Origin of the sequence: Nostoc sp. (assembly GCF_036917355.1) — a bacterium.
Classification (GTDB): domain Bacteria; phylum Cyanobacteriota; class Cyanobacteriia; order Cyanobacteriales; family Nostocaceae; genus Nostoc.
The window spans coordinates 61,873-88,720 of record NZ_JBALDP010000030.1 but is presented as its reverse complement, the minus strand read 5'-3'; the positions used below and the strand labels follow the sequence as shown (position 1 = coordinate 88,720).

Genomic DNA, 26,848 nt, shown 5'->3' with positions numbered 1-26,848 from the left:
TTGCCCTATATAATGATTTGCTCCCCTGCTCCCCTGCTCCCCTACCCCCCTGCTCCCCTGCCTCCCTCAAGCAGTCACTATATAAGACGAATTGATCGCTGCTACACGACCAGCATCTACCAAAGCTTGATACACTATCGCTGCTACCTCAGCGCGTGTAGCATCGCGGGTAGGATTGAGTTGTTTCAGGTTTGGGTAATTGACAATAATTTCCTTGTCTATAGCTTTTACTACCTCATCCTTGGCATATTCAGGAATCTTAGCTTGGTCATCAAAAACTTTGATAGTTGCCGTACCATCAGTAGATAACCCCAGTCCATTCACTAAAGAGACAATCACTTGCACGCGTTGGATATTTTTGTTGGGACTAAAGGTATTGTCGGGAAAACCAGAGAGAAATAAACCTTGATATGCCTGCTGAATTACCTTGGCTGCCCAGAAGTCTGCTGGTACATCTTTGAATTTGATCGCTGCACGGCTTGGTGATGGGTTGAAAGCTTTTACCAGTATTGCCGCGAATTGTGCCCGTGTCATTGTTGCATCGGGTTTAAATGTGCGATCGGGAAAACCATTAACTATCCCCAATTTGACTAATTCTCGAATAAACCCACCTGCCCAATGATTTGCAATATCGGTTAATTCAATAGTAGGTGTTGGGGTTGGTGTTGGTGTTGGCGTTGGCGTGGGTGTCGGTGTTGGAATTGGTGTTGGCGTTGGTGTTGGTGTTGGCGTTGGTGTTGGCGTTGGCGTTGGCGTTGGCGTTGGCGTTGGTGTTGGCGTTGGCGTTGGCGTGGGTGTTGGAACCGAACTATCTGCAAACTCTATGTTTCCGGCGACTTTAGACACATCTATTTTATTTCCTAAAGAAATCAGCTTGTTAGAACTGACATTTTGCAAATCAAATTTACCGTTATTGCGTAGAGTATTGCCCCCTGGACTATTGATACTGCCGATATCCGGTAGAGCAGTTCCAATTACTGTGATCCCATCATCAGTATTATTTTCACTGACATTATTACGTAATAGGGGACGGGCACTACCAGAGATGACGATGCCAGAACGGTTTTCATAGATTCTGTTATCTCGAAGGATGGGTGATGCAGTATCACTAATGGCAATGCCAAAACCTGTTTTAAAGTAGGTGTTATTTTCGATTTGACCTTTAGAATTTTTAGCGATCGCAATTCCATTAGCTGCATTCTCAGTGAACACATTACCTAGAACAACTGGGTTAGCATCGCCTGTAGCAAATACTCCCTCCCGCTTATTGTTGATGAAGGTGCTATTGGCAACAGTAGGGGCAGTTGATTCAATCCAGACACCACTACCACGACTAGCTAAATTTGTTACAGTAACCCCACGCAGTTCAGCTTTATCCAGCAGTACAAAAGTGACATTCTGACCAGCAAAAGTACGGCTCAGGTAACTACCACTTCCTTCAATTAAAATACCATTGCCCTTATTGGCTTCATTACCCACCACTGTTACGCCAGATGGAATCGTTAACGGAAAGACTTCACCGCTAGCCGCATTGTAATTACCATCTGCTAATTGAATCTTAGTATCAACAGTAGCTACCTTCAGGGCTTGCGTAATTGTTTTGAAGGGGGCTTGTTGGGTACCTGGGTTGGTATTGCTGCCCGACACTGGATTTACGTAAAAAGTTTGAGCCATATTTATACTTTCATAAAATACATAGCTATCCTAGCGCTAACTATGAAAATGAGTAGCGGTCGATGCATTAAGTAGCCGAAATTACTTAACAGTAACCTGAGTTCGGGTTAAGCTGTTTGAGATAAAAGCCAGTCCATCTGAAGGCTAGGTTTCTTAGGTTGGTGGCAATAAGCAATTAATCCGCACAAAACGTTAACGCAAAAATTAACGGGGCTGACGCCGGGGTACCGGCTACCGCTTCGCTATCGGTGTCTTGAATGTTCAATCTGAGAAATGTTTTTGAGTTGGTCGTTAATAGTCTCAATAATTGAGCGTTTACGGGACAAAAGCTTGTCATGAAGACGCATCAGCCTATTCTTCATATTGCGACGGGGTTTAGCAAAAAATTGGATTCCGAACTGTTCCAAAAGCTGAGAAGCGAGTTTTTCAGAAACATAGCCGCGATACCTTCGGTGAGCTTCGCTAACGCCAAATATTTTGCCAAACAACTCACGCAGTAAATCGGGCACAGGTTTACGGTCATCAATGTTACCAGGAGTCAGAGCCACATTTAAGATTTGACCAAGTTCATTTACGACTTTTATGTTGCTTAAAGCCAAAAAACCAATCCACAGAAGTTTTGCCACGAGAGGCTAAACCCTCAAACACCTTATGCCGAGGAATCCGACGGTTATGGCATACCTTCAAGCTGGTTGAATCGATAAAACCGATACCCGTACATCGTCCAAAACAATGCTTGAGATAGACACACAACGGTATCAAGGTTGATGGTATCCATTCAATAGACCTCTTGCAAAAGTGCTTTTTGCAAGAGGGGGAAAAGGGTAAAGGTTAAAGGGGAAGGGGACAATACAGAACCTTTTCCCCTTCCCCCTTACCCTTTTCCCGACTTATGCAAGAAGTCTAATAAATCTTTGATAACTTGGAAGGCCTGGAAAAGCAGAACTCCATTGCTGCTTGACCTGATTGAGATAAAAATGCTTGAAGTTCCGGTAGTGATTTTGATGAAAAGCAATCAAAATTGTGATAATTTCACTTAAACAAAGGCTTTTAGTGCGAATACGTTTAATTCCTCCATGTTTTAACAGTTGTTTGTGCCATTGCGCTTCAAATGCTTTACAGAAATTATCTACATGACAAAACAAAGCATCTAAACTAAACATAGGGCAGGTTGCTGGATTTGTTGTTATTTTCAGCTTACTACCTGTCCTTTTCCTTATCCCGAACTCAGGTTAACAGTACAAAGTGAAAAAATTATGCAAACACTTCTGGTGTTACAATACGTTCGATCTGAGTGACAAACAAGTCATAAATGAAATTTCAAAGAGTCCACAAATCTAACTTACAAAGTTACCAAAGACCCCAAGAAATATCCAAGTTGACACCTCGATACTTTCGTATCCAGAGTAAAGAGATATCGGGGAAGCCTCTCACCCAAGAACAAATAGATAATCAAGCCTTACAAAATCAAAAAATGGAGGCTACAAAATTAGAGATCCAGGCAAAACATGGCACGATAACGCCAGAAGGACAGGAACGCTTGGGTGTATTGCAAGCCAAGATGAATAACTTCTGGATGCAGAGAAAAGAAAGTAGCAAGGGTCAGCCTAACCTGTTAGAAATCCCTGATTTATTTACAAGGCGTGAAACACGTTTAGCACAACAAATTCAGCCACAACTTCAAATTGGGCAACCTGGGGATAAGTATGAGCAGGAAGCAAATAGGGTAGCCACAGATGTCGTAAGCCAAATGCATGAACCGCAGAGTAAGAATATTCCCATTCAGACGGCTTCTAAACTAAAGCATCAGGTTGGTGTAAGCGATAAGAGAACAGCTTCAAGTGAATCGGGTAATGTAGTGAATACAGTAGATGGGATACAGTGTAAGGTAACTCAGACAGATGGAGATGTTATCCAGCTTTTAGGCGTTCAAGATATAATTAAAAAGTTTGAACAGATAGGACAAGAAAATAAAGTTTCAACTGACTCACAACCGTGGCTGAGTGATAAGAGAAAACCAACAACAGATCGGATAACGAATAAGTCTATCAAAGCAGAGGAAGAGGCGCAACAGTTAGAATCCGAGTCTGGAGCGAGCATTTATACAGATTCACAAGCCTCAGATTTTCGACCTCAGGAATCAAAGGAAGAGATGAAAGAGTCAGAAGATGAAATACCAAATACCTCCTCTGAATCAGAAACAACCTTATTCGATATCAATCGAGAGGTTGAGAAAAATTTAAATAAAATAGCAGACTATCTTTTGTCTCAATATAAAGAAGAAAAAGAAAAAAATCCAGATAATATCCAGTCCAAACAGGAGTTTCAACTTGATTACGACAATACAATGCAATTAGCACGAAAATTATTAACTGATTTACTGTCAAGTAAAATCCAAGATGGACTCACTGAAATTACTCCTTTAAACGGTGAAGAAATCATAGAATACCTACAAAAAATTTTATTAGAAAACGAAGCTGAACAGTTAAGAAAAGAAGCTAAACCAGAGATACCAGAAAGCAAAGTAGAAGAGCAAACTAAACCAAAGACAACCGGGAAGGAACGCTGGAATAAACTGAAGAAGATAGTAAGAACAGATTCATCTTTACCTCAGATCAAGGGTAAGTCAAAACCCCTAACCCACAAAGATATAGTTAGCCAATTTAGGGCTGAGCAAAAGGCGACGAGGTGGGCAGAACTTCGCGTTCTCGACACAAATCATCAGAGTTATTGGCTTGAAGCATGGGATGCATTGCATCGGCCAGCTTTTAAGTTGGCAGGTAAGGATATAGAAGCCGGGCATTTTGAAGATTGGATAAGCGAGACAGCAATCCTAGAATGGCTGAATGAACAGGAAAAGAAAGATAAAGAAATGATAGCTGCTTTTAATGACCAGAAACAGCAAGAAGGCGGTGAAGCTAATTTCTGGACATGGAAAGCAAAATCAAAATACGCTAATGCATCTCCACCGCCCCCGACAATTTCTTTCTGGGATTGGCTGAAGCAAAAAAATATATCTATTGAGGGAGTTCAATACTTAGAGTCTGAGGCAGAACGCAGACCGAGAGGAGTTACGGTGAGTGGTGGTAAATGGCAAGATGCTTTTGGGGATAGCCTTAGCTCACTAGGGATGGAAGCTCTTGGTGCGCCGGATGGTGGGCAGGATTGGATGATCTTTGTGCTTAGTCCAGATGGGAAATTCTACGCTGATGCTCATAAACAAGGAAAATATCATCACTCCAGTGCTTTAGCTGGCACCCCAATCAAAGGTGCTGGTGCCATTAAGGTTATAAATGGCAAACTTGAAGCGATCGCAGATAAAAGCGGTCACTATAAGCCTGACCCGGATCAGATGTATACGACTTTAAGACATTTGAAAAGTTTAGGTGTAAACCCTGAAACTTATAAGGTATATATAAGAGATTTGAAGGGCGTGCAAGGTGACAAATGGATTGAAGAATATGAAAAAAGTGATGCATTCCAAAAATACCACAAACAGCAGCAAGAGAACGTAAATACAATAGAGCAGAGAAGAAAGAGGGAAAAAGCCTCACGGGGAAAGTAGTAGTTATAGCAGTTGCCAGGTAGGTTAGTAGAGAAACTGAACGTCAAACCCCGATAGCAAAAGACTTTTAAGCCTGTTGCCTATTCTTTGTTGCCTGCTATAGTTTTGAGAACTGTACCTGGTTCGCTGACGATAGACGAAAACTCCCTTTCCTACAAAGTCAGGGAGTTAGCAAAGTTGTATATTCTCTTCAACTGAAAAAGCCTGTCTTCCTATTAATAGGGCCACTTCCAATCACGAATTTCTGGCATATCGTCGCCGTACTTCTCAATGTAATGTTTGTGTTCGATCAGCTTATCTTGCAACTGCTGTTTGACATAAGCTGCCCTATATCCTAGCTTTGGTACGCGATCGATTACATCCATCACTAGATGGAAGCGATCTAGCTCGTTAAGCACAACCATATCAAAGGGAGTGGTGGTGGTTCCTTCTTCCTTGTAGCCACGCACATGCAACTGATCGTGATTGGTGTGGCGATAGGTTAAACGATGAATCAACCAGGGATAGCCATGAAAGGCAAAGATAATGTGTTTATCGGTGGTAAAAATCGTGTCAAAGTCTTTTTCGCTCAAACCGTGGGGATGTTCGCTTTTCGGCTGTAGTGTCATCAAATCGACTACGTTTACCACCCGCACCTTTAACTCAGGGAAATGCTGACGCAGAATGTCTACAGCCGCTAAAGTTTCTAAGGTGGGAATATCCCCAGCACAAGCCATAACTACATCTGGTTCGCCGTCTTTGTCGTTACTTGCCCATTCCCAAATACCGATGCCTTTGGTGCAGTGCTTGATAGCAGCATCCATATTTAGGTATTGCAATGCTGGTTGCTTTCCGGCAATGATGACATTGACATAGTTGCGGCTTCTTAAACAATGGTCAGTTACTGATAGCAGAGTGTTGGCATCGGGGGGCAAATACACGCGAACGATTTCTGCTTTTTTGTTAACTACATGGTCAATAAAACCGGGGTCTTGGTGAGAGAAACCGTTATGGTCTTGCCGCCAAACGTGGGAGGTGAGTAGATAATTGAGCGAAGCAATTGGTTTGCGCCAGGGAATATGTCTGGTAGTTTTCAGCCATTTGGCGTGCTGATTGAACATCGAGTCAATGATGTGGATAAACGCCTCATAGCAAGAGAAAAACCCGTGGCGTCCTGTGAGGAGGTAGCCTTCTAACCATCCTTGACAATTAGTTTCGCTAAGAATTTCCATCACCCGACCATCGGGGGAAAGGTGGTCATCTTCGGGGAGGATCTGGGCTGCCCAATCCCGGTCTGTGGCTTCTAGCACAGCGCCCAAGCGATTTGATACCGTTTCGTCAGGGCCGACGATACGGAAGTTGCGGCTTTCTTGGTTAAGTTGCATGATATCCCGGAGGAATTTTCCGGCAACTTGGGTAGCTTCAGCGATCGCTTGCCCTGGTTTGAGAACATCTACAGCATAGTCTCGAAAGTCGGGCATCTTCAGGTCGCACAGCAAAAGACCGCCGTTAGCGTGGGGATTGTCACCCATGCGTCGATGACCTTTGGGAGCCAGTTCTGCTAGTTCTGGGATTAGTGTGCCGTTAACGTCGAAGAGTTCTTCTGGTTTGTAACTCTTCATCCAATTTTCTAGGAGTTTCAGATGTTCTGGCTGTTTGGCGATGTTGCCAAAGGGAACTTGGTGCGATCGCCAAAAACCTTCTGTTTTTTTACCATCTACTTCCTTTGGCCCTGTCCAACCTTTGGGGGTTTTCAAGACAATCATTGGCCACTGCGGACGTTTGGTGAAACCGTGTACGCGGGCTTCTCTTTGGATACTTTGAATTTCCGCGATCGCTATATCTAGAGTCGCCGCCATCTGCTGGTGTACATCTGCGGGATCGTCACCTTCGACAAAGTAGGGCTTGTAGCCGTAGCCTACAAATAAGCTTTCTAATTCCTCATGGCTGATGCGTGCCAGTACTGTTGGGTTAGCAATTTTATATCCATTCAAGTGCAGAATCGGCAGTACAGCCCCATCATGCACGGGGTTAAGAAATTTGTTGGAATGCCAGCTAGTTGCTAAAGCACCTGTTTCAGCTTCACCGTCACCCACAACAGCTGCAACGATCAAGTCAGGGTTATCAAAGGCAGCACCAAAAGCGTGAACGAGGGCATAACCTAGTTCCCCGCCTTCGTGGATCGAACCAGGGGTTTCCGGTGCAACGTGGCTGGGAATACCACCAGGGAAAGAGAACTGTTTGAAGAGTTTCTGGATTCCTTCAGCATCCTGGGAGATGTTGTGATAATACTTGGTGTAAGTGCCTTCCAGGTAGGTGTTGGCTACCAGTCCAGGGCCACCATGACCAGGGCCAGCAATATATATCATGTTGAGGTCATATTTTTTGATGACCCGATTCAGATGAGCATAGATTAAGTTCAGCCCTGGTGTTGTTCCCCAGTGCCCCAATAGTCTGGGTTTAACGTGTTCCAGCTTTAGCGGTTCTTTTAGTAGCGGATTGTCGAGTAGATATATCTGCCCAACGGAAAGATAGTTAGCTGCACGCCAGTAGGCGTTTATCTTACGTAACTCTTCATCAGTTAAAGGCTTTGTTTGTGGAGGACTGGCTAATGTCATTGCGACACTCCATTACAAAAGGATTTGACGGATTTACCAGTATGTAATTCTACTTATTTTTAAGATAATGGCCATCTAACCGATGATGAACTTTTTCAGCCTTTGTGACTAAATTTCTGTCTCTGGGCACAAGTGGGCACAAGATGGAGGCAATGTCTAGAATGAGCTACCCTTACGCTACTAATTAATAGTATCAATCAGCATTGTCTTCGTCATAATTATCTAGTTGTAAAGTGTAATCTAATGCAATACGGTTCGGTTAAGGGGGAAAGGGAAAAGGGAAAAGGCTAAATTCAAACTTTTCCCCCTTACCCCTTACCCTTTTTCCAAACCAAAAGGGAGAAGAAAATTGCTTATCCGAACCGCATTGTAATCTAATGCCACTTTTAGCATTAATAAATAATTAGGAGAAAGAGTTCCTAATTTTCGGATTAATCGCTGCCTATCGATGACAACTATTTGATAAGAAAGTACCACTGACTCTTGGGTTAAACCGCCTTCACCTGAAGGATTAATAGATAGAGTATGTACTCTAATTTTCTCATGCTTCAAGCTTTGCTTTCCCTTGAACTATCGAGTACAGCAAAACTAGCTAGAGGCAGATCGAGGAATAACCTAATTATTAATTTCCAACAAACCAGGTGGCGGCGTAATTTCAATGCGATTGGATTTCAAGTCTACTACTGGTGCGATCGCTTCCACAAATGGAATCAAAACAGTCTTTTGTCCTTTGTCATTTGTCATTTGTCCTTTGTCAGTGGTAAAAGATGGGTGTAATTTTACTTCTAACAAATCATTGCCAGCCGGGATAATGTCTACCACTGTACCCACGAGTTCGCCAGATGCTTGCATGAATACTTCCAAGCCAATCAAATCGAGGACATGATATTCATCTTCGCCTAATTGAGGGCGATCGTTTGCTGGCACCATTAACTTACAACCGCGCAACGCCTCGGCGCGATCGCAATTTTCCACACCAGCTAATTTGATGACATACAAGTTTTTATTACTGATATAACGTCCTGTCAATAATTCGATTGGTTGTGGTTCTATGTCACCTGAACACAACAACCAACGTTTTCCTGGCACCTCAAATCTTTCGGGAAAGTCCGATACAGGATAAACCCGTAATTCTCCAGACAATCCTTGAGGGGAAACAATCTTACCAATTTCTAGCCAATCGTCGAGATTGGGGGCTGGGGATTGAGGATTGGGAACTACGGGCTGGGGATTAGGGGTTGGAGATTGGACATTTTGAATTTTTGAATTCCCTCCTACTCTCTTGCCCCTCTGCTTCTCTGCACGTCTGCCCCTCTGCCCCTCTGCACCTCTGCCTCCAATCTCTTTATTAGCTTCTTCGTGTTTCATTTCCATTTTTCCTACTACTACAACACGGCGGAAATAAACCACCCCTGACGCTCGATAACTCGTTAACGCTGCGCTAACGGCAGTTCCTCATGGGGGGAACCCTCTCTGAGCGACTGCTCACCATTCCAAATCAATGAAACGCTTACGCTGTATTCATTTTTAATTTTTAATTTTTAATTTTTAATTCCGCCTTGCGGTACTAGGCAGTCACCGCCGCACCTTTATAAGCTTCTTCAGCTACTTTTGCTAAACGTTGCATGGCAGTGGCAATCTCTTCATCGCTGCCGGTGAGGCTGATGCGGAAACATTGGTGCTTGTGCGCCCATTCTTCCTCTAAACCGGGGAAGAAGGTACTTCCAGGAACAATAATCACACCTACTTGCTTTAATTGCTGGTAAAATTCCCAATCACTGATAGGTAAATCTTGTAACCACAACCATGCAAAAATTGCCCCTTCGCCGCGATGGAGATACCAAGGTAAATTCTTGGGCATCGCTTGTTCTAAGCTAGTTTCTAAAACGGTAAATTTATTTTGGTAAAAGGGACGGATGACAGTATGGGAAATATCCACTAAAGCACCAGAATTGATTGCATAAGCTGCGATCGCTTGGCCGTAACGTGAAGAATGGAGACTCATATTTGCCTGAAAACACTCCAGCACTTCAATCCACTTTTCATCCCCAATAGCTATACCAATTCTTTCCCCTGGTAATCCCGCTTTCGATAAACTCATGCAGTGGAGGATATTATCACCAAACACTGGTGTCATTTCGGTAAAGTTCAATGCTGGGAAGGGAGGCGCATAAGCTGAGTCAATCAACACAGGTAGATTGTAAGGCGCAGCTAGGGCGGCAATCTTTTTCACCTCATCATCGGTGAGGACGTTACCAGTAGGATTACAGGGGCGAGAGAAAAGAACACAACCCGTATTTTCTGTAATTGTAAGTTTGCTAAAGTCGGGGCGATATTTAAATCGGTGGGCAGCTGCATCAATATCGAGAGTTGGTTTGTAGGCAGTTAAGGCTTTTGGAACTAAGCAGATACCGCCATAACCTGTGTAGTCAGGGCTGAGGGGCAAAACAATTTGTTTTAACTCGCCGCTAGGGGTGTAGCCACCGAAGGTATTAGCAGCGTAGAAGTAGAGGGTTTGACTACCGGGGGTGATCAGGATATTGCGATCGGTTAATTTTAACCCGTAGCGTTTGTTAAAATCATTGGCGATCGCTTCAACAAATGGTGCATAGCCCTGACTTGAACCGTAGCGGCAAACTACCTCACCATATTCTGGACTAGCCAAAAGCTGTGCAGTGCAATCCCGCCATAATTGCTCTACCTCTGGCAAAATCAACGGATTACCAGCACTCAAATTAATAAACTGCTGCCCTGCACCCGCTCGTAATGTTTCGATAATATCCTTCATGATTGCTCTGACGCCGGTCAGGTTGGACATTTGAGCGCCAATTTGAGTTAGGGCAGGGTTCATAAGCTGTGACAAAATATATTAATTGAGGGTGGACAAATTATTTGGGGTTTGCTGCTGACATCCAGTTTACATCGTTGCCAAAACAGCTGTTGCCGCCTTTAACCAATCTAGCGAGAGAATGACTTTTTAACAAAGGTAATAATATTTATCGTTATAGCCGCGATCGTGCTTAGTAAATACGATGAAGTAATACAAAAGTTTATCATGCGTTCAATGCCTGTGAGGAAACTGGAGAGAAAAGAAGAGAATAGGGTACAGGTTACAGGGTACAGGGTAGAGATTATTCCCTATCACCTGTAACCTATCTCTTAATCCCAATGACAAATAACAAATAACAAATGACAAATGACAAATGACAAAACTATACAGGAGCGCTGACATTGGAAGTTAAAGCAGCAGTAGCTTACAGTGCAGGTAAGCCATTGACGATTGAAACCGTTCAACTATCAGGGCCACAAGCCGGCGAAGTCTTAGTTGAAGTGAAAGCAAGCGGGGTTTGTCATACCGACGCCTTTACCCTATCTGGTGACGATCCCGAAGGTTTGTTTCCGGCAATTTTGGGACATGAAGGTGCTGGCGTGGTAGTGGAAGTAGGCGCTGGTGTCACCAGTCTCAAACCAGGCGATCGCGTGATTCCGCTCTACACTCCCGAATGTCGTCAGTGCGAATATTGTCTGAGTTTCAAAACTAATCTTTGCCAAGCCATTCGCCAAACTCAAGGACGCGGTGTGATGCCCGATGGCACCAGTCGCTTTAGTATCGATGGGCAGATGATTCATCATTATATGGGTACATCCACCTTTGCCAACTATACGGTGCTACCAGAAATCGCAGTGGCAAAAATTCGGGAAGATGCACCGTTTGATAAGGTTTGTTACATTGGCTGCGGTGTGACTACTGGTATTGGCGCAGTTATCAATACTGCCAAGGTGGAACCGGGAGCAAATGTCGTTGTTTTCGGCTTGGGTGGTATTGGTTTAAATGTCATCCAAGCGGCGCGGATGGTAGGGGCAAATATGATTGTCGGTGTAGATATTAATCCCAGCAAACGCGCTTTGGCGGAAAAGTTTGGCATGACGCATTTTGTTAATCCCCAAGAAGTAGAGGGTGATTTAGTTCCCTATCTGGTTGATTTAACAAAAGGCGGTGCCGATTACAGTTTTGAATGTATCGGTAATGTCAAAATTATGCGTCAAGCATTAGAATGCTGCCATAAAGGTTGGGGTGTCAGTGTGATTATTGGTGTTGCTGGTGCTGGACAAGAAATCAGCACTCGTCCTTTTCAATTAGTCACTGGGCGCGTTTGGAAAGGTTCAGCATTCGGTGGCGCTAGAGGACGTACAGATGTGCCAAAAATTGTTGATTGGTATATGGAAGGTAAGATAAATATTGATGATTTGATTACCCATGTGATGCCCATTGAGCAAATTAATGATGCTTTTGAATTGATGCACAAAGGTGAATCAATTCGCAGTGTGGTGACTTTCTAATTCGTAATTATTAATTCGTAATTCGTAATTTGTGCTTGATGCTTACGCAGACAGTCCTGTTTCAAATAAGGTTCAAATCTCTATCTGAAACATAATTATGAATTATGCATTTGAAAATTATGTAGACACTACAAATCTGAAAAAAGGCAAAAAAACTGATGCCAAACTTCTATGAAACAGACTTCTACACTTGGACTCAAGAACAGGCTAACTTTTTGCGTCATCATCAATGGAACCAGCTTGACCTACCCAATTTAATTGAGGAAATTGAATCTTTGGGAAGAAAGGAACGCCAAGAATTGAGAAATCGTTTTAGTGTGTTAATTGCACATTTACTCAAATGGGAATATCAACCAAAGCAACGCAGTCGTAGTTGGTTAGCAACAATTAGAGTGCAACGACGGGAAATTCTCAAGTTGCTGAACGAAAATCCTAGCCTGAAACCTTACATTGAAGAAGCACTCCAGGAATCTTATGAAAATGGTAGGGATTTAGCATCAGGAGAAACAAATCTGCCACTTTCAACTTTTCCCAACCAATGTTTATATCTTTTTGAGGAAATTTTGAGCGATCGCTTTTATCCTGGTGAGTCTACCACAGATGATTTAATGGATTGACACTCGTCAGTCAAAATTCACAAGTAGCAAAATTTCTCAACTTGATAATACTTCATCAAAGTATCGATCGATTTCTGCTATCAGTATTTCAAAGTCTACAGGCTTGGTTAAGTGGCATTTGAAACCAGCCTTCAGCGCAAGCTGCCGATCCTCTTGGCTACCGTAGCCGGTAAGCGCAATCAGAATTGAGCGAGTGAATTTGGAGTCTTTACTCAGTTCCTGTGCAACGGCGAATCCATCCATTTCGGGAAGTCCGATGTCACAAATAATTACATGAGGCTCAAGCTTCTTTGCAGTTTCTACCCCTAAAATTCCATTCTTGGCAATGGAAACTTCATGCCCAAAATACTCAAGTACCGCTTGTAATGATACGGCTGAATCCTCGTTATCTTCGATGACTAAAATCTTCAACGACTTTTTCGCCGCTTCTGTAATCTCTAGTTCGTTGTCCGAGGCTGTAATCTCTTCGCATACGGGGAGAGTGACTTTGAATTCTGCTCCCAAATTTATCCCTCTACTTGAGGCTTCAACATTACCACCATGAAGTTCTACAAGACTTTTTACTACCGAAAGTCCCAAACCTAGCCCGCCCCGCGAACGATCTAAACTGCGATCGGCCTGGGTAAACGGCTCGAAAAGTTCTGGTAATATTGTCGGGTCTATCCCTATGCCTGTATCTCTTACGGATAAGGTCGCTACACTACCTGAGCCATTCTCACCAGGAATAACTGAGAAATCCACCCAGATCGTCCCATCTGGCTGGGAAAACTTTAAGGCGTTATCAAGAAGGTTCCCAAAGATTTGGAAGAAGCGAGTGGAATCAACATAAGCCCAGACGGGCGTGTTTGGCAGGTCTTCTACTACATTAAGGTTCCATCTCTTGATTGCTTGTGCATGGTCATTGAGACTCTGGCGAATCAATTCCACCAGATTAACTTTCTCAAGGTTTAATGAAATCTTTCCATAAGTGATGGACGATACGTCAAGTAACTCATCGATTAATTTCGAGAGGTGCTTGATCTGGTTTTGCATCATTAAAACTGTTTCCCCAACTGCGCCAGTCTGTCCTAGCTTCAGCTTCAGTAGCTGAACGCCGTTGGAGATGGGGGCAACGGGATTCCTCAGTTCGTGAGCCAACATCGCAATAAATTTGTCTTTTAGGGCGTTTTGGTTCGTTAGTTTCTGGAAAAGTTGCACGTTAGCGATCGCAACTGCTGTAGTATCGGTTAAAATCTCAAGGAGTCCAATCTCTTCGGGTGTGGCTAGGTGGCGTGTACTCCAGTAAGCTCCGATCGCACCCAGTGGATCGGAAACGCGAATCGGAACCATCACTAAACTTTTGACAAAAGTTACCTTGTACGCCTCAATCGGAATCCGTGCATCTTGGTAAATGTCCTCAATTACGGCTGCTTTTTTATTGAGCATTGCCCAACCGGAGATGCAAGACTTGAGCGGAAAACGCATACCTTTCCAAAGTGGACCAATGGCGTTTTCATCGACATAGTGGCAACATTCACCATCCCGCAATACAAAAGTTACTCCATCAGCATTTGTGAGATCGCGAGCAGCCAAACGCACAATCTCAATAATTTCCTCAATAGTCCGCACACAAGCCAAATCCTTCACAACGGCAAGTAGCCTGTTGTAAGAGGAAATGCCATAGCTCGGATCTGAATTCTGTTCTTGAGAGATGGAGGTTTGTAATATATTTTTCATAAAAACTCCGAACAAAAAGATATCTGTATAAAAACTTAGGTAAAGCGGGTAGGTTCAGTAGACACCTACTCTTAATCGTAATCTTAACCTCGATCTTGAGATTACAATCTGTTACCGCATTTTTACTTTTCCTTATATAGGATGAAATTCTTCAAAAGTACTAAGTAAATATTCGTAATTTACTTTTATTCATTAATGCAGCTTTTGGTGTTTAATCTACGGTGGTTATGTAACAGCTTAAACTCATTATTTAGACGTAGTATTTGCAAGAATATCGAAGATGCGTCACAATCCTTCGTAGACATCGCCATCGCAGGCAAATTATTTGGCGATCGCTAAATAATACTCAAATCGCTCTCGGAGTTGTTCAACCGTCAAATTTTGCGTCCAGTACTCCACTAGAGCGTGACCAAATGCCCAGGCGTTGCGATCGGGTGCAGCGGTGTTTTCCAGCAGTAGCGGCCAAAGGGATAGCAATTCAAAGTTGAGCGACTTGGGGTTCAAGAGCGAGAAAAGTTCATATCCCATTTGTAGTTTACCAATCACAATCGGCAACTGTTCCACAGGAATTTGCTCCGCCAGCATATACGCTAAGGCTGGAGATCCGGTTGAGAACGTAGAAACAAACTGAAGGACGGGACTTTTGAGCAATGCCGTTAATCCTTGTGTTGTCGTCATTTGGAAGGTGTAGTGGTCGATGATTTTGGCGGCGGCGACGATGCGAGTTTCTAGGTTACGCAAAAAGCGGGCGAGACGGAGTTGCTTGGTAGGTGCGATCGCATCCACTAATCCCAACGATAGCGCTTCTACTCCCCAGGCAACTCGATTTGTTTTGCTGTCACCTGTAACCACGGGTAAAACTAGATTACAGAAGTTTCCTAGCTGTTTGGCACGATACTCAGTGGCTTCGCGAATCGCAATTTCTTTGGGGCGATCGCCCGATTCCCAATCATAAGGTGGTTGCCATTCGCGGATCGGACGCAGCCGATCTACCTGGGTGACAATCGCGATCGCAGGTAAATCTGCAATTTCTGCTTTGATAGCTTGCAAAAAGTCCACATCCATTTGCAGGGCAGGATCGAGGGCAGGAGTAGCTAACAGCAGCAAATCTGAGTTGATCGCATAATCAAGCACCAAGTTTCGGAGTTCGGCACGGTTGACTTGTTCGTAACCAGGTGTATCTAAAAGCGTTAGAGTTTCGCCACTTTCAGTTTGCCATTGATAATTATGAATGCGATCGGTACTGGGTAAAACGTCAACGGCTGCGAGATCCGCCTGAAATAGCGTATTAATCAGGCTACTTTTTCCCGATCCCGTGCGCCCTACCAGCAGAATATTCACGGGTTTTTGCTCAACCGCCTCAGCTGGTTGAGCTTGAGTCAGGATTTCTCGGAGTGTTTGGGTTTTTGCCTTGGGTAAAGTTGGTGGGGAAACTACGGTTGCTGGAACTGGTAATGTGCTACCTCCGTAAAGTGCGATCGCTTGTAGGCATAAGTTTCTCAGGGCAGCTTCCCGAAATAACTGGCTCAAATTTCCCAATAATTGCTGAGTTGCTTGGTTACTAGAACCCTGACTGGCTTGTTTTGCCACTGCCGCCACCGGATTTAAGATCCACTGTGCCCAGTTCCAAACTTTCCAGAATTTCCGAGCCGATGGTTCCAACTTCCGGTAGACCTCATATCCTTGGTATGCTTGTCCAACCGTTACCTGATTGAGGATCGGGGATAAATTTTGCATCCACCGATCCATATCATCTACCGTTCCCCGAATCAGCCCGTAAGCTTGGGGAACGTAAATATTCAGCAGGGGATATTGAATCTGAGGATTATAGATACGAGCGATCGCTACGACTAAATCCTGACATCGCGTCCAAAAAGTTTGCCAGTCTTCCCAAATCGGGCGATCGCTTTGTGCTGCTTGGAGAATTTCTTGAAGGGCGGCTTCTGCAAGCTTTGTGGTGTCGCTTCCCACTGGTTGCTCTACTGTATCTTCTGCTGTCGATTCCAGTTCTTCACGGACTTGAGTTAATACAGCTTCCACTTGGTTAACAGCTGGTTGAGTCCATTTGACTAGCAGCCAACGCCAACCAACAAATAAAACGGTGAATACACCCCAAATCCAATTAATGCCCCACGCATGAATTTGTGAACCGGCGGATACCAGTAAGAAAATAATGATAAACGCGATCGGGATTGCTAAGACTACCCACTGCCACAGTTTTAATCGCACCATTGCCCTATACCTGCTTTGAAATGTTAGAAAATTCGAGTTTTTGTAAAAATTACTCTTATAAAAAGTCTATCGTCTTCAATGCAAGCAGGATGTTTGGTATTCTGGGATTAATGGTAGACTCCTAATTATTAGGGATAAATGTTTTATTTTGCTGTAGGTAGCTAAATAAACAACTGGATATTTATATTTCTAAATTAGAAGAAGTTTAAAATTGCTCAGTTGTCTATGAGAGCAAAATTTAGTAAACAAGCTATGCAAACAATTACCGACATTGGCACGCTGATTGTCAGCACACCCGGAACCTGTGGTGGTCGCCCTCGGATTGCGGGACACCGGATTACGGTACATAATATTGCGATCGATTTCAACGCAGGCATGAAACCGGAAGAGATAGTTGTCCAAAGACCACAGCTAATGTTGGCACAAGTTTATGCAGCGCTAGCTTACTACTATGCTAACCAGGAAGTAATTGACACGGAGATTGCCGCAGAAATTGAAGAATACGACCGTTTGGAAGCTGAGTACACGGCGAAGAGACAGTGAGCCAAATTCGTTTGTATTTAGATGAGGACAGTGTTGAGAAGTCCCTAATCAAAGCTTTCTGTAATGCAAACTTGAATGTTGTGACAGTGGCCGATGTGAGCAGGCAGAGCTATTCTGATGATGAGCAGCTAATTTGGGCAACAGAACAAGGGCGTGTTATCTATAGCTACAACCGAAAAGACTTTTGCTGCTTACATAACGAGTTTCTAGCCACAGAAAGAAATCATGCTGGCATTATCTTGTTGCAGTAACAACGCTATTCAGTAGGGCAACAGTTACAAGGGTTGCTCAAGTTGGTTGCTACTCGTTCGGCTGAGGAGATGGTAAACCAAGTGATATTTTTAAGTGCTTATATTGATAAAAGCTATTAGACCACTGTCAGCGTTTTAATTAATACTAGGTTTCATTGGTAAGACTGCTATCTTAATAAAGATATCCTCGAAGTAATCTTGTATGGCATCAGCTAATTGCAAAGCAACAACTAAATCTGGAGAAAAATGTAAGCTCAAAGCTAATTCTTCTGGGTACTGTCATATACATGAGCCTGAGAGATTTTCTGAAAGTGAGGTAAGACAACAATTACCTAAGATGTTTAAAGTCGAGTTTTCAGGCAATACATTTAGTCAGCGACGAGGTTTAAAGCCAATATCTGAAATTATCCAGATTGATAGTATGAATGATGCTCTACGCAATTCTCTTTGGAATGTATTAAGTGGAAATTTATTTTTAAAATACTCAAATTCCATATATAAAGGTATTATCAGATATTCGGGCAAACTTATAGACGTTTTTATTGAATATCTTTGGGTAAAATATTTTAAGTATCCTTTGGATAACTTGCCTGGAAGCTCAAGAGCATCTGTAAAGTGGTTATCCACATATTTTCAAAAATGCCAATGGTATGAAGTTTACGATTTTATTGAAATCACTATGAATTATTTCAAATCTCCGAAACTTGTAGAAGAGATAAACTTTGTATTAGAAAGAGAACTGGCAGGTTACAGATTTGTTGGAGGTGTATTCACAGATATCACCAATGAGCAAGAAATTGAAATGCTTGAGCAAGCAGTAGATGATAAAAATTTTCCTGCTGTGTCCAGTCATTTGAAGCGCTCCCTTGCTTTGATGAGCGACAAAGAAAATCCTGACTACAGAAACTCTATAAAAGAATCTATTTCCGCAGTTGAAAGTCTTGCAAAAGCTATTACTGGAAAACCAAAGACAACTTTAGCAGATGCTCTGAAGGTTCTGGAAGTTTCTCACAATTTACATCCCGCTTTAAAAAATTCATTCTTAATTTTGTATGGATATACAAGTGATGAGGGAGGTATCAGACATGCTATGTTGACTGAGCCTGATCTAACTATTGCTGATGCAAAGTTCTTTTTACTTTCATGTACGTCTTTCATAAATTACCTGAAATCGAAGATTTAGAGTGCGATCGCTTTTTAATTAAATATTGAAAGATAAGGAGCGATCGCCTCTGGCTGTCTACGCAATTGTCTTCGATACATTCAGCGATCGCAAGCAACAATAAAATCTATCAACGAAGTGTTGATGACGAAAGTGCCAAAATAGGCAAAAATTGGATAACACAAAATTTCTGGCGATCGCTCTTAACGTTTTAAATACTTATTTAAATACTTAATATTAGTTAATCTTAGAGATAGTAGGTAACAAAAATTTTTAACAGAAGTTCCCAAGCGATAACATTTGCGGACGATATTTAAGACAAAGTATGGTATGCGCAGTCGAAGTGGGTAAAACACGGGCAGATATAACCAGTAGTAAGCCTTTTTTAGGTTATTCCACTTAGAGCAAGCTTCTTGATGCAGGAAATCTGATATATCTACAACTAATCCTCTGCCTTGGTACATCATGACATTACGCCCGTGGACATCATGAGGGTGGAGTCCACGACTTCGCGCATAGTCAAGAGCTTCATCAATGTCCTTTATTACCTGCTTGGGAATTAGTAAACCAAAGTGCATACAATCGTAGAGGGTTGTTCCATAAAGCCGTTTCAAGACTAAAAATCCATCCTTGGCGTACAAACACTCAGAAAAGGCTGGATGATAACCTAGACGACGGTAAACTTCTACTTCCTCTTCAAAACCTGTCCGTCCTGGGGCATAAATTTTAACTACATAGTTAGGGGAATCGGGGTGATAAAATACTGCGGCGTAATTTCCTCTGCCAAGCAGCCGCCAAGGTTGTGGAAGATGGCTTACCTTAACTGGATCGCAGGGATTGATACTTTCAATCTGTAATCTAGGCAGTAGTTCCTGATAAATGTTTTTGACTAACTGTTTTAGGGGCAATTTGTCCATATTAATTCCTTAGCCAATTTACAAGGTTTGGGAATAAAGTTGACTTGAGTGAATTACGACCTAAATTACACCGTTGCTACTTACTTTTAACGCTAGAGATAGCAATTTTTATTCAAAACTCATTGCGATATTGATTTTTCTACCAACAATTCTGATGCTGCTTCACCCTCACCCAGGTTATCAGAATTAACAGATTTAGAAAAACCATCTGCTACATCTTTGATAAAGCCAGCTACAGGTACCGCAACTAGTAAACCCAAGACTCCGCCAACATTGGTTCCTACAAGCAAAGCAATTAATACCCATATTGGTCTAATACCAGTAAATTTGCCCAAAAGACGGGGTGCGATCGCCTGATCGATTAACTGATCGATAACAACAGCTACTGCAAACACCTTAGCTGCTAGCCAAAAGTCATGTGACGCTATGATTAAAGTTATTAAAACCAGACTGACGACATCACCAAAGGGAATTAAGCTCAAAAGTCCAACTCCCAAACCAAAGAGCAAAGCAAACTGGACTTGAAAAGCTAAAAACAATAATGTTATTGAAACACCCATCAGCAAAGCCAAAGTTCCCTGACCAATCAAGTAATTTTGGAAGTTTTGCTGAATAGACTGGCTTATTTGCTGGGCAAGATTTCCAGGTAACTTCTTAAATATCGCCTCCCAAATTCTTGGGCCATCTAACAATAAGTAAAAAGTTAGCACTACTGTGATTAACGCCTCAGAAATACTATCAATTGTATCTATAATAATACTTAAAAGTTTATCGGAAACAAACTCTAATTCATTAGGTAATTGGTCAGTAACTTGTGCTAATAGCTGACTTAAATTAACATTTATTTTATGTTTCAAAAACCAATTATTGACACTCTGAAGTTTTTCTTCGCTAGAATCAATCCATTGGGGAAAGACTTTAACCATTTCATTAAATTGCTCTAAAACAATGGGCAGTAAAGTGATACCCAAAGCCACAACAATTATCAATGCTAATATAAAAACTAATGCTACTGCATAGCCGCGTTTAACTCTCCGCTGTTGGAGAATCGAAACAGGATAGTTTAAAACGAATGCAAGCAAAGTAGCCAAAACAAGAATTGTGACGACAGGTTGAAAGTTTCTAACCAGCAAGGATGCTAGCCAAGCATTGAGAAATACTAGAGGAAATAACAACGTAAAAATTAACCATCTAAGTAGTTGATTCAGTGAAAAATTCATAATTAATTTCAAAGCGAAAATTATTCTAGTTACTAGATTGAACCGAGTAATGAAATCTGCTCCAGAAGAAGTAGACAATAAAAATCTTCCTCGATTACAGACGCATTAATCGTGTCTCTCGCAATTCCCCATTCCCTACTCCCAATTATTCCAATTACTAACTTTCAGCAAAAGCTGAAAATTGTTCTTCATTTATTCGCCCTGCTTGATAGAGAGTATTAGTAATTTCCGAAATAGTTAAAACCGCATGACTGCAATAACCATTTTGCTGTAACCTATCTTTCACCCCCTGTTCGTGGTCGATAAATACCACAATATCATTAACCTTTAATCCGGCTGATTCCAACTTTCCTGCTCCTTCCATAACACTTTTACCACTAATGAGAATATCATCAACCACTACAACTGTTTCACCAGTATGAAAGTTACCCTCAATTACTCTCCGAGTTCCGTGTGCTTTCACCTCTTTACGCGGGAAAATCATCGGACAGTGAAGGCGCAAAGCTAAACCAGTCGCAGTAGGTAATGAACCATAGGGAATACCTGCTAATCTATCAAAATTCAGGTTCTTCAAAATATCCTCATAAGCTGTGAGAACTTGATTAAAAACTTGGGGGTTGGAAATAATTTTGCGTAAGTCGATGTAATAAGGAAATATCGCTCCTGATGCTTGAACAAAGCTGCCAAACATAATGCAGTCAAGATCGTAAAGTTGTAAAATCAAATCTTGGTGGGGGTGCTGATTTAGAAAACAAACATCAGGAAACCACACAGAACAAGTAGAATTTTCGTGAATAATTTCAGTTTTGATTTGATTAATTTCTGCACGTAGAGACTGGACTTCTTGTGATAATTGAGTATTTCCCAACATATCTTGAGGAACAGGAATCAGTAAACCATCACCATTACTATTCAAGCCAGCTTCTAAAATTTGTTTCAGGTTTTGACCCTCCGCCCAGATGCTACGCGCCATAATAATTCGTTCAGGTGCAACTGCTCGAATAAGTGCTAAAACTTCAGGATTTGTAGTTCCCACTTCCAAACCCAATTGTTCTGGAGTTCCCCAAGTTTTTGATTCTTTTACTACCTGTAAATAAAGGGGTGATTCCTTTGTAGGATATTGCTGTAGAGCTTCTGCACCTGGATTAGAAGTACAGCATAAAATAAACACCGCTTTATCAGGATAGACTAAAAAAGGTGCTACGTGATCTTGTCCTGTATAGGGGCTGAGAGTGATTGCGTCCACTTGCCATTGTGTAAACACAGTCTGGGCAAAGATGGTACTAGTATTTAAGTCACTGTGTTTGGCATCTAAAATCACTGGGATATGGGCTGGAATAGCTGCTAAAGTTTTGTACAGCAGTTCTAAACCAGGAATACCTAAAGCTTCGTAAAAGCCAAGTGTCGGTTTATAAGCACAAACGTAATCAGAAGTTTCCGCAATAATGAATTTTAACCACTTCTCCAAACCAGCGATGAGTTCTTCAGATTCATAACGCTCAGGCATCATCTCTGGATTTGGATCGAGTCCTACAAATAGTAAGCTTTGATTTTGTAAGATATTTCCATTCAATTTATCAAAAAAGTTCATTTTTTTTGTTTAAAAAAGGATTGTCGATCAAAACATTGATTCTGTTAATTCAGTACCACCAGCCTTATGCCCTAATTGATAGTGAATTACTACAAATAAGATAACCATCGGCACTGAGGCAAAGTGAACAATTCGCAATGCTTGCCAATCGCCAAAGCAATCCACAATCCAGGGAAATTGAGCAGGTTTATACATTCCTATCCCTGTAAATAATGCCAGCAGCAAAATAGGAATAATTGCGGTATAAGCAATCCGATGCCAAGCATAAATTAGGCGTTGGGAATTTTGAGTTTTTTGTAATGCTTTGAAGTCATTAGCACCGACAAAGCGATGTCGCCAGCGTCGGGTAATTAAAATGTAAATTCCATACCACAACAGATTCAGCGAGAATAGCCACATTGCTGCAAAATGCCAGTGTCTACCTCCTGCAAGCCAACCTCCTAAAGTAAATATCGGAGGAATGTGCAAACCTGCGCGTCCACCAAAAACAGGGTTGGCGTTGTAAATTTGTAGTCCACTGGTGAGCATGATAAATAGACTAATGATGTTACACCAGTGGAAAATTTTGGCTCCTATTGCTTGAGTGGGTCGCTTTCGAGTTGGAGAGGGAACGGTGTAAGTCATAAATTTTGACTGATAAAATTTGCTGTTTATCTGTCTTGGGTAAATAGCCCAGCAAGTTTGGAGGTGGGCATTGCTTACCTTTATTTTCTCATCATTAGATTCAGTATTCTGACATTAATGGTCTACATCTGCTGTTTTAGCTGTCAGTTTAGGTATGGCTAGGGTTGTTCTCAGCTAAATGACGCCTAATGTGAATTAAATAGGTTGAGACTCCAGTGTTTTGAATTTCATGAAAAACACCTTCAACACGCTGACGAACACGACTAATAAAACGCTTCAAAGCATGAGAATGTTGAGAATGCTGGTTGTCACAAATGAGTGTTCCGATACGATTAAGATTAAGACATCAACAGGTATCAAACATGATTTAAGCAAGGAGAATAAGATGGCTAACACAGATAATCTCATAGGTGTGAGAAATTTGGGTCTTGCGATCGCCGATCCCTTCATTGGTAGCACTGCCTCAAACACTGCTCAGATATTGGAAGTTACTGGTAAAGGAGAGGTCAGTGTTGCTACCACTTTGACTGAGGTGCAATTGGGAATTAAAGTACAGGCAAAAACTGCAACCGCAGTTCAAGAACAAGTTGCTCAACGTTCAACAGCGGTAGTTGATGTACTGCGCAAGCTTGGAGCGAAAGAACTTCAAACTATATCTATTCAACTAAATCCTGTCTATAGCTATGAAAATGGTACTCAAACCCTCACCGGCTTTGAAGGTCTCAACACACTTCAGTTTGAGTTACCAACAAATCAATCTGGGGCAGCAATTGACAAAGCTATCCAAGCAGGCGCAAATGTCATACAGAATATCAGCTTCACTGCCTCAGACGAAGTATTGCAGCAGGCACGCCTGCAAGTTCTGAGCGAAGCTGTTAAAGATGCCAAAGCTCAGGCTCAGGCTGTTTTTAGTACCTTGCAGTTAACTCCCGGACAGATTATTGACATTGATATTAACTCAGATGATAATCCTAGACCATCTCCCTTGGTGTCTAATCTAACAGCAGACAGGGTTTCGGCAGCAGCTAGTACAACTCCTATAATTGGTGGTTCTCAGACGATAGAAGCTAGTGTTTCTTTAGATATCGGTTATTCTCCAAATTCAGCAGGGACTCTTGCTTTGGCTACTGATAATCTCATCGGTGTGAGAAATCCGGGTCTTGCGATCGCCGATCCCCTCATTGGTAGCACTGCTCAGATATTGGAAGTTACTGGTAAAGGAGAGGTCAGTGTTGCTACCACTTTGACTGAGGTGCAATTGGGAATTAAAGTCCAGGCAAAAACTGCAACCGCAGTTCAAGAACAAGTTGCTCAACGTTCAACAGCGGTAGTTGGTGTACTGCGCAAGCTTGGAGCGAAAGAACTTCAAACTATATCTATTCAACTAAATCCTGTCTATAGCTATGAAAATGGTACTCAAACTCTAACCGGCTTTGAAGGTCTCAACACACTTCAGTTTGAGTTACCAAAAAATCAATCTGGGGCAGCAATTGACAAAGCTATCCAAGCAGGCGCAAATGTCATACAGAATATCAGCTTCACTGCCTCAGACGAAGTATTGCAGCAGGCACGCCTGCAAGTTCTGAGCGAAGCTGTTAAAGATGCCAAAGCTCAGGCTCAGGCTGTTTTTAGTACCTTGCAGTTAACTCCCGGACAGATTATTGACATTGATATTAACTCAAATGACAATCCTATACTATCTCCGTTCGTGTCTAATCTAATAACAGATAGGGTTTCTACAACTCCTATAATTGGTGGTTCTCAGACGATAAAAGCTAGTGTTTCTCTAGATATCGGTTATTCTCCAAATTCAGGAGTGATTCTCGATCTACCTCTTAATGGATCGCAGCAAATTGCTTAATTAGGACTTATGCCAATACGATTCGGTTAAGGTTTTTTGATTGAAAATTCTAGATCGCAAAGATGCGATAAATCATCACAAAGACGCGATAAATCGCCGTCTCTACAATAATCAGTCGTTTTGTCTTGACGGCGATTCATCTCATCTTTTGCCTGAACTAAAAGCTGGCGTGTTTTCTAATCGCGGCATAGTGTCTTGCTGTTGTATTCATCTCAATCACCAACTCTGTCCCTTGACCTAATTGAGAATTACACTTAAGTTTACCTTGATGTTTTTCAACTATAATTTGCCGACTAATTGATAGTCCTAGCCCTTGACTTTTGCCTATTGGTTTGGTTGTAAAAAACGGTTCAAATATATGTTTTTGGATATGGGGAAGTATACCTTTGCCATTGTCAAAAATGCGAATGATAACTTTGTGTTTTTTCCCTAGTGGTTTGTCCTTTACCCAAGGTTCATGATTATTGACCAATGATAAATGACTGCTAACAACTTCTGTATGAATCAAAATTTTTGGAGTAAAAGAATAATCATGTTTCATCCTATCTTCTAAAGTATCAATGGCATTAGTTAAGATGTTCATGAATACCTGATTCAGTTCACCAGGGTAACATTCGATTAAGGGTAATTCACCAAAGGTTTTAATTACTTTAATCTCTGCTCTATCAGGTTTTTCTTTGAGACGATGCTGCAAAATCCTCAGAACACTATCAAATCCTTCATGTAAATCAACCTTTTTCATTTGACTTTCGTCAGAAGTAGAAAAATTCTGCAAAGCGAAAACAATATCTTTGACGCGTTCAGAACCAGCTCGCATTGACCACAGTAATTTTAAAAATTCTGTCTTCACGAAACCAAAGTCAAGGTGTTGCAAATGTAAGGCAATTACTGGGGTAGGGGTGGGATAGTAATATTGGTAAAGTTCAATAATTCTGATTAAATCTTCAGCGTATTTACTAGCAGGATGGAGATTACCGGAGATAAAGCTAACAGAATTGTTAATTTCGTTAGCCATATCCGCCACCAGTTGACCGAGATTAGCCATTTTCTGGTTCTGCAATAACTGCTTTTGGGTATATTTGAGTTCTTCGAGGGTAGTTTCTAGCTGCTCTGATTTTTCCCTAACTTGTTCTTCGGTAGACTGGCGTTGAGCAATTTCAGTTTGGAGTTGTTCAAATAGTTGGTATTGTTGGGTAGCGTAGGCGCAGCCCGCACTTTGGCTGCGCCCTTCTCTATGAGAGGCTGCGCCAACGGCTACGCTCAGGACAGGCTCAGTGACCGTCGTAGACATCGCTTTATCCTGATTAATATCCTTGTGGGTTCCCACCATCCGCACTGGTTTACCGAATTTATCCCACTGAAATACTTTGCCACAAGTCAAAATCCACTTCCACTCCCCAGATTTAGTCAACATTCGCAATTCGACTTCAAACACAGGTATGCATCCTTGGAGATAATCGTGCAATACCTGGCGAATTCTTGGTAAATCCTGTGGATGTACCAGTTGTTCAAAGGATTTATAATCGTTGTCGATTTCGTCTACTTTATATCCCAGGATGCTTTTCCACTGGGGATCGTAATAGGTTTTGTCAGTTACCAGATTCCAATCCCACAACCCCAAGCCACTAGCGATTAATGCCATTTGTATGGCGGTTTGTGAGCATTGGCAAGGATCTAAATTTTCTAGAGATAAGTCTTTGGCCTCTGGGAAACTTTGAGAATCTTGTACTGAAAGTGGAGCTTCCGATTCATGGGTAGCGGGTTTTTGGATATGCATAGCTGCTGGTACGATGAGGAAGATATTCTGTAGCTTTCTCTCTACGCTGTTTTAGCACCCTGAAGATTCAGTTATGGGCAAATCGCCTAGTTGGTTTATTAGGCTGTAACTTAAGTCAGGGATATATCAGCCCATATCAGAAATTGGGATGGAATTTAGA

Annotated in this window: 19 protein-coding genes and 1 pseudogene; 7 read left to right on the top strand and 13 right to left on the bottom strand. The window is 42.0% G+C overall.

Features of this window, described 5'->3' with window-relative positions:
- Positions 1-66 precede the first annotated feature (66 nt).
- Both V7K53_RS08760 and V7K53_RS34015 read right to left on the bottom strand, forming a co-directional pair.
- Positions 67-1,674, bottom strand: a complete 1,608-nt coding sequence (locus tag V7K53_RS08760; RefSeq protein WP_335197152.1) for a DUF1565 domain-containing protein — start codon at positions 1,672-1,674, stop codon at positions 67-69.
- A gap of 107 nt (positions 1,675-1,781) precedes the next feature.
- Positions 1,782-2,775: pseudogene (locus tag V7K53_RS34015) on the bottom strand (IS982 family transposase); the annotation flags it as partial.
- Between the two features lie 460 nt (positions 2,776-3,235).
- Between V7K53_RS34015 and V7K53_RS08745 the strand changes: the two are divergent.
- On the top strand, positions 3,236-5,239 hold the full coding sequence (locus V7K53_RS08745; protein WP_335197149.1) for a hypothetical protein: 2,004 nt from the start codon (positions 3,236-3,238) through the stop codon (positions 5,237-5,239).
- 215 nt (positions 5,240-5,454) lie between these two features.
- Here the strand turns inward: V7K53_RS08745 and V7K53_RS08740 are convergent, their stop codons facing one another.
- The 4 genes from V7K53_RS08740 to V7K53_RS08725 all read right to left on the bottom strand — a co-directional run bounded on the left by V7K53_RS08740 (position 5,455) and on the right by V7K53_RS08725 (position 10,687).
- The gene (locus tag V7K53_RS08740; RefSeq protein ID WP_335197148.1) at positions 5,455-7,836 is read right to left on the bottom strand and encodes a phosphoketolase family protein; all 2,382 of its coding nucleotides are present in this window, start codon (positions 7,834-7,836) and stop codon (positions 5,455-5,457) included.
- Between the two features lie 315 nt (positions 7,837-8,151).
- Complete coding sequence (locus V7K53_RS08735; RefSeq protein ID WP_335187860.1) at positions 8,152-8,388, bottom strand: type II toxin-antitoxin system PemK/MazF family toxin; 237 nt, start codon at positions 8,386-8,388, stop codon at positions 8,152-8,154.
- A 63-nt stretch (positions 8,389-8,451) separates the two neighbouring features.
- Positions 8,452-9,204: a ribosome maturation factor RimM gene (gene rimM, locus V7K53_RS08730; RefSeq protein ID WP_335197147.1), complete on the bottom strand. Its 753-nt coding sequence runs from the start codon at positions 9,202-9,204 to the stop codon at positions 8,452-8,454.
- Positions 9,205-9,403: 199 nt separating this feature from the next.
- On the bottom strand, positions 9,404-10,687 hold the full coding sequence (locus V7K53_RS08725) for a valine--pyruvate transaminase (protein ID WP_335197146.1): 1,284 nt from the start codon (positions 10,685-10,687) through the stop codon (positions 9,404-9,406).
- Between the two features lie 380 nt (positions 10,688-11,067).
- On the opposite strand from V7K53_RS08725, the gene V7K53_RS08720 reads away from it, so the two are divergent.
- Both V7K53_RS08720 and V7K53_RS08715 read left to right on the top strand, forming a co-directional pair.
- On the top strand, positions 11,068-12,177 hold the full coding sequence (locus V7K53_RS08720) for an S-(hydroxymethyl)glutathione dehydrogenase/class III alcohol dehydrogenase (RefSeq protein WP_335197145.1): 1,110 nt from the start codon (positions 11,068-11,070) through the stop codon (positions 12,175-12,177).
- Positions 12,178-12,335: 158 nt separating this feature from the next.
- Positions 12,336-12,794, top strand: coding sequence for a DUF29 domain-containing protein (locus V7K53_RS08715; protein ID WP_335197143.1), 459 nt, complete (start codon positions 12,336-12,338; stop codon positions 12,792-12,794).
- Between the two features lie 36 nt (positions 12,795-12,830).
- Here the strand turns inward: V7K53_RS08715 and V7K53_RS08710 are convergent, their stop codons facing one another.
- Positions 12,831-14,510, bottom strand: coding sequence for a hybrid sensor histidine kinase/response regulator (locus V7K53_RS08710; protein WP_335197142.1), 1,680 nt, complete (start codon positions 14,508-14,510; stop codon positions 12,831-12,833).
- A gap of 321 nt (positions 14,511-14,831) precedes the next feature.
- Positions 14,832-16,742 carry a GTPase family protein gene (locus V7K53_RS08705; protein ID WP_335197141.1) on the bottom strand — a complete coding sequence of 637 codons (1,911 nt, stop codon included), beginning with the start codon at positions 16,740-16,742 and terminating at the stop codon, positions 14,832-14,834.
- A gap of 252 nt (positions 16,743-16,994) precedes the next feature.
- Between V7K53_RS08705 and V7K53_RS08700 the strand changes: the two genes are divergently transcribed.
- The 3 genes from V7K53_RS08700 (at position 16,995) to V7K53_RS08690 (ending at position 18,719) form a co-directional block, all read left to right on the top strand.
- On the top strand, positions 16,995-17,285 hold the full coding sequence (locus V7K53_RS08700) for a DUF433 domain-containing protein (RefSeq protein WP_094347923.1): 291 nt from the start codon (positions 16,995-16,997) through the stop codon (positions 17,283-17,285).
- The gene (locus tag V7K53_RS08695) at positions 17,282-17,536 is read left to right on the top strand and encodes a DUF5615 family PIN-like protein (RefSeq protein ID WP_335197140.1); all 255 of its coding nucleotides are present in this window, start codon (positions 17,282-17,284) and stop codon (positions 17,534-17,536) included. The genes V7K53_RS08700 and V7K53_RS08695 overlap by 4 nt, the downstream gene beginning before the upstream one ends.
- Positions 17,537-17,738: 202 nt before the next feature.
- On the top strand, positions 17,739-18,719 hold the full coding sequence (locus V7K53_RS08690; protein WP_335197139.1) for an AbiJ-NTD4 domain-containing protein: 981 nt from the start codon (positions 17,739-17,741) through the stop codon (positions 18,717-18,719).
- Between the two features lie 182 nt (positions 18,720-18,901).
- Here the strand turns inward: V7K53_RS08690 and V7K53_RS08685 are convergent, their stop codons facing one another.
- The 4 genes from V7K53_RS08685 to V7K53_RS08670 form a co-directional block, all read right to left on the bottom strand.
- Positions 18,902-19,615 carry a serine/threonine protein kinase gene (locus V7K53_RS08685; RefSeq protein ID WP_335197138.1) on the bottom strand — a complete coding sequence of 238 codons (714 nt, stop codon included), beginning with the start codon at positions 19,613-19,615 and terminating at the stop codon, positions 18,902-18,904.
- A 119-nt stretch (positions 19,616-19,734) separates the two neighbouring features.
- Positions 19,735-20,835 carry an AI-2E family transporter gene (locus tag V7K53_RS08680; RefSeq protein WP_335197137.1) on the bottom strand — a complete coding sequence of 367 codons (1,101 nt, stop codon included), beginning with the start codon at positions 20,833-20,835 and terminating at the stop codon, positions 19,735-19,737.
- Between the two features lie 157 nt (positions 20,836-20,992).
- Positions 20,993-22,426, bottom strand: a complete 1,434-nt coding sequence (locus V7K53_RS08675; protein ID WP_335197136.1) for a bifunctional orotidine-5'-phosphate decarboxylase/orotate phosphoribosyltransferase — start codon at positions 22,424-22,426, stop codon at positions 20,993-20,995.
- A 27-nt stretch (positions 22,427-22,453) separates the two neighbouring features.
- Complete coding sequence (locus V7K53_RS08670) at positions 22,454-23,050, bottom strand: cytochrome b/b6 domain-containing protein (RefSeq protein ID WP_335197135.1); 597 nt, start codon at positions 23,048-23,050, stop codon at positions 22,454-22,456.
- Between the two features lie 385 nt (positions 23,051-23,435).
- Between V7K53_RS08670 and V7K53_RS08665 the strand changes: the two genes are divergently transcribed.
- Entirely contained in the window at positions 23,436-24,911 is a 1,476-nt protein-coding gene (locus V7K53_RS08665) for an SIMPL domain-containing protein (protein WP_335197134.1), read from the top strand.
- Positions 24,912-25,068: 157 nt separating this feature from the next.
- On the opposite strand, the gene V7K53_RS08660 is transcribed toward V7K53_RS08665, so the two are convergent.
- Positions 25,069-26,688: a PAS domain-containing protein gene (locus V7K53_RS08660; RefSeq protein WP_335197133.1), complete on the bottom strand. Its 1,620-nt coding sequence runs from the start codon at positions 26,686-26,688 to the stop codon at positions 25,069-25,071.
- Positions 26,689-26,848 lie beyond the last annotated feature (160 nt).

What these genes read in the sequence shown, in the direction of transcription:
- V7K53_RS08760 (WP_335197152.1), bottom strand. Translation starts at nt 1,674, where the DNA reads ATGGCTCAAACTTTTTACGTAAATCCAGTGTCGGGCAGCAATACCAAC.
- V7K53_RS08745 (WP_335197149.1), top strand. Translation starts at nt 3,236, where the DNA reads ATGAATAACTTCTGGATGCAGAGAAAAGAAAGTAGCAAGGGTCAGCCT.
- V7K53_RS08740 (WP_335197148.1), bottom strand. Translation starts at nt 7,836, where the DNA reads ATGACATTAGCCAGTCCTCCACAAACAAAGCCTTTAACTGATGAAGAG.
- rimM (WP_335197147.1), bottom strand. Translation starts at nt 9,204, where the DNA reads ATGAAACACGAAGAAGCTAATAAAGAGATTGGAGGCAGAGGTGCAGAG.
- V7K53_RS08725 (WP_335197146.1), bottom strand. Translation starts at nt 10,687, where the DNA reads ATGAACCCTGCCCTAACTCAAATTGGCGCTCAAATGTCCAACCTGACC.
- V7K53_RS08715 (WP_335197143.1), top strand. Translation starts at nt 12,336, where the DNA reads ATGCCAAACTTCTATGAAACAGACTTCTACACTTGGACTCAAGAACAG.
- V7K53_RS08710 (WP_335197142.1), bottom strand. Translation starts at nt 14,510, where the DNA reads ATGAAAAATATATTACAAACCTCCATCTCTCAAGAACAGAATTCAGAT.
- V7K53_RS08705 (WP_335197141.1), bottom strand. Translation starts at nt 16,742, where the DNA reads ATGGTGCGATTAAAACTGTGGCAGTGGGTAGTCTTAGCAATCCCGATC.
- V7K53_RS08700 (WP_094347923.1), top strand. Translation starts at nt 16,995, where the DNA reads ATGCAAACAATTACCGACATTGGCACGCTGATTGTCAGCACACCCGGA.
- V7K53_RS08690 (WP_335197139.1), top strand. Translation starts at nt 17,739, where the DNA reads ATGGCATCAGCTAATTGCAAAGCAACAACTAAATCTGGAGAAAAATGT.
- V7K53_RS08685 (WP_335197138.1), bottom strand. Translation starts at nt 19,615, where the DNA reads ATGGACAAATTGCCCCTAAAACAGTTAGTCAAAAACATTTATCAGGAA.
- V7K53_RS08680 (WP_335197137.1), bottom strand. Translation starts at nt 20,835, where the DNA reads ATGAATTTTTCACTGAATCAACTACTTAGATGGTTAATTTTTACGTTG.
- V7K53_RS08675 (WP_335197136.1), bottom strand. Translation starts at nt 22,426, where the DNA reads ATGAACTTTTTTGATAAATTGAATGGAAATATCTTACAAAATCAAAGC.
- V7K53_RS08670 (WP_335197135.1), bottom strand. Translation starts at nt 23,050, where the DNA reads ATGACTTACACCGTTCCCTCTCCAACTCGAAAGCGACCCACTCAAGCA.
- V7K53_RS08665 (WP_335197134.1), top strand. Translation starts at nt 23,436, where the DNA reads ATGGCTAACACAGATAATCTCATAGGTGTGAGAAATTTGGGTCTTGCG.
- V7K53_RS08660 (WP_335197133.1), bottom strand. Translation starts at nt 26,688, where the DNA reads ATGCATATCCAAAAACCCGCTACCCATGAATCGGAAGCTCCACTTTCA.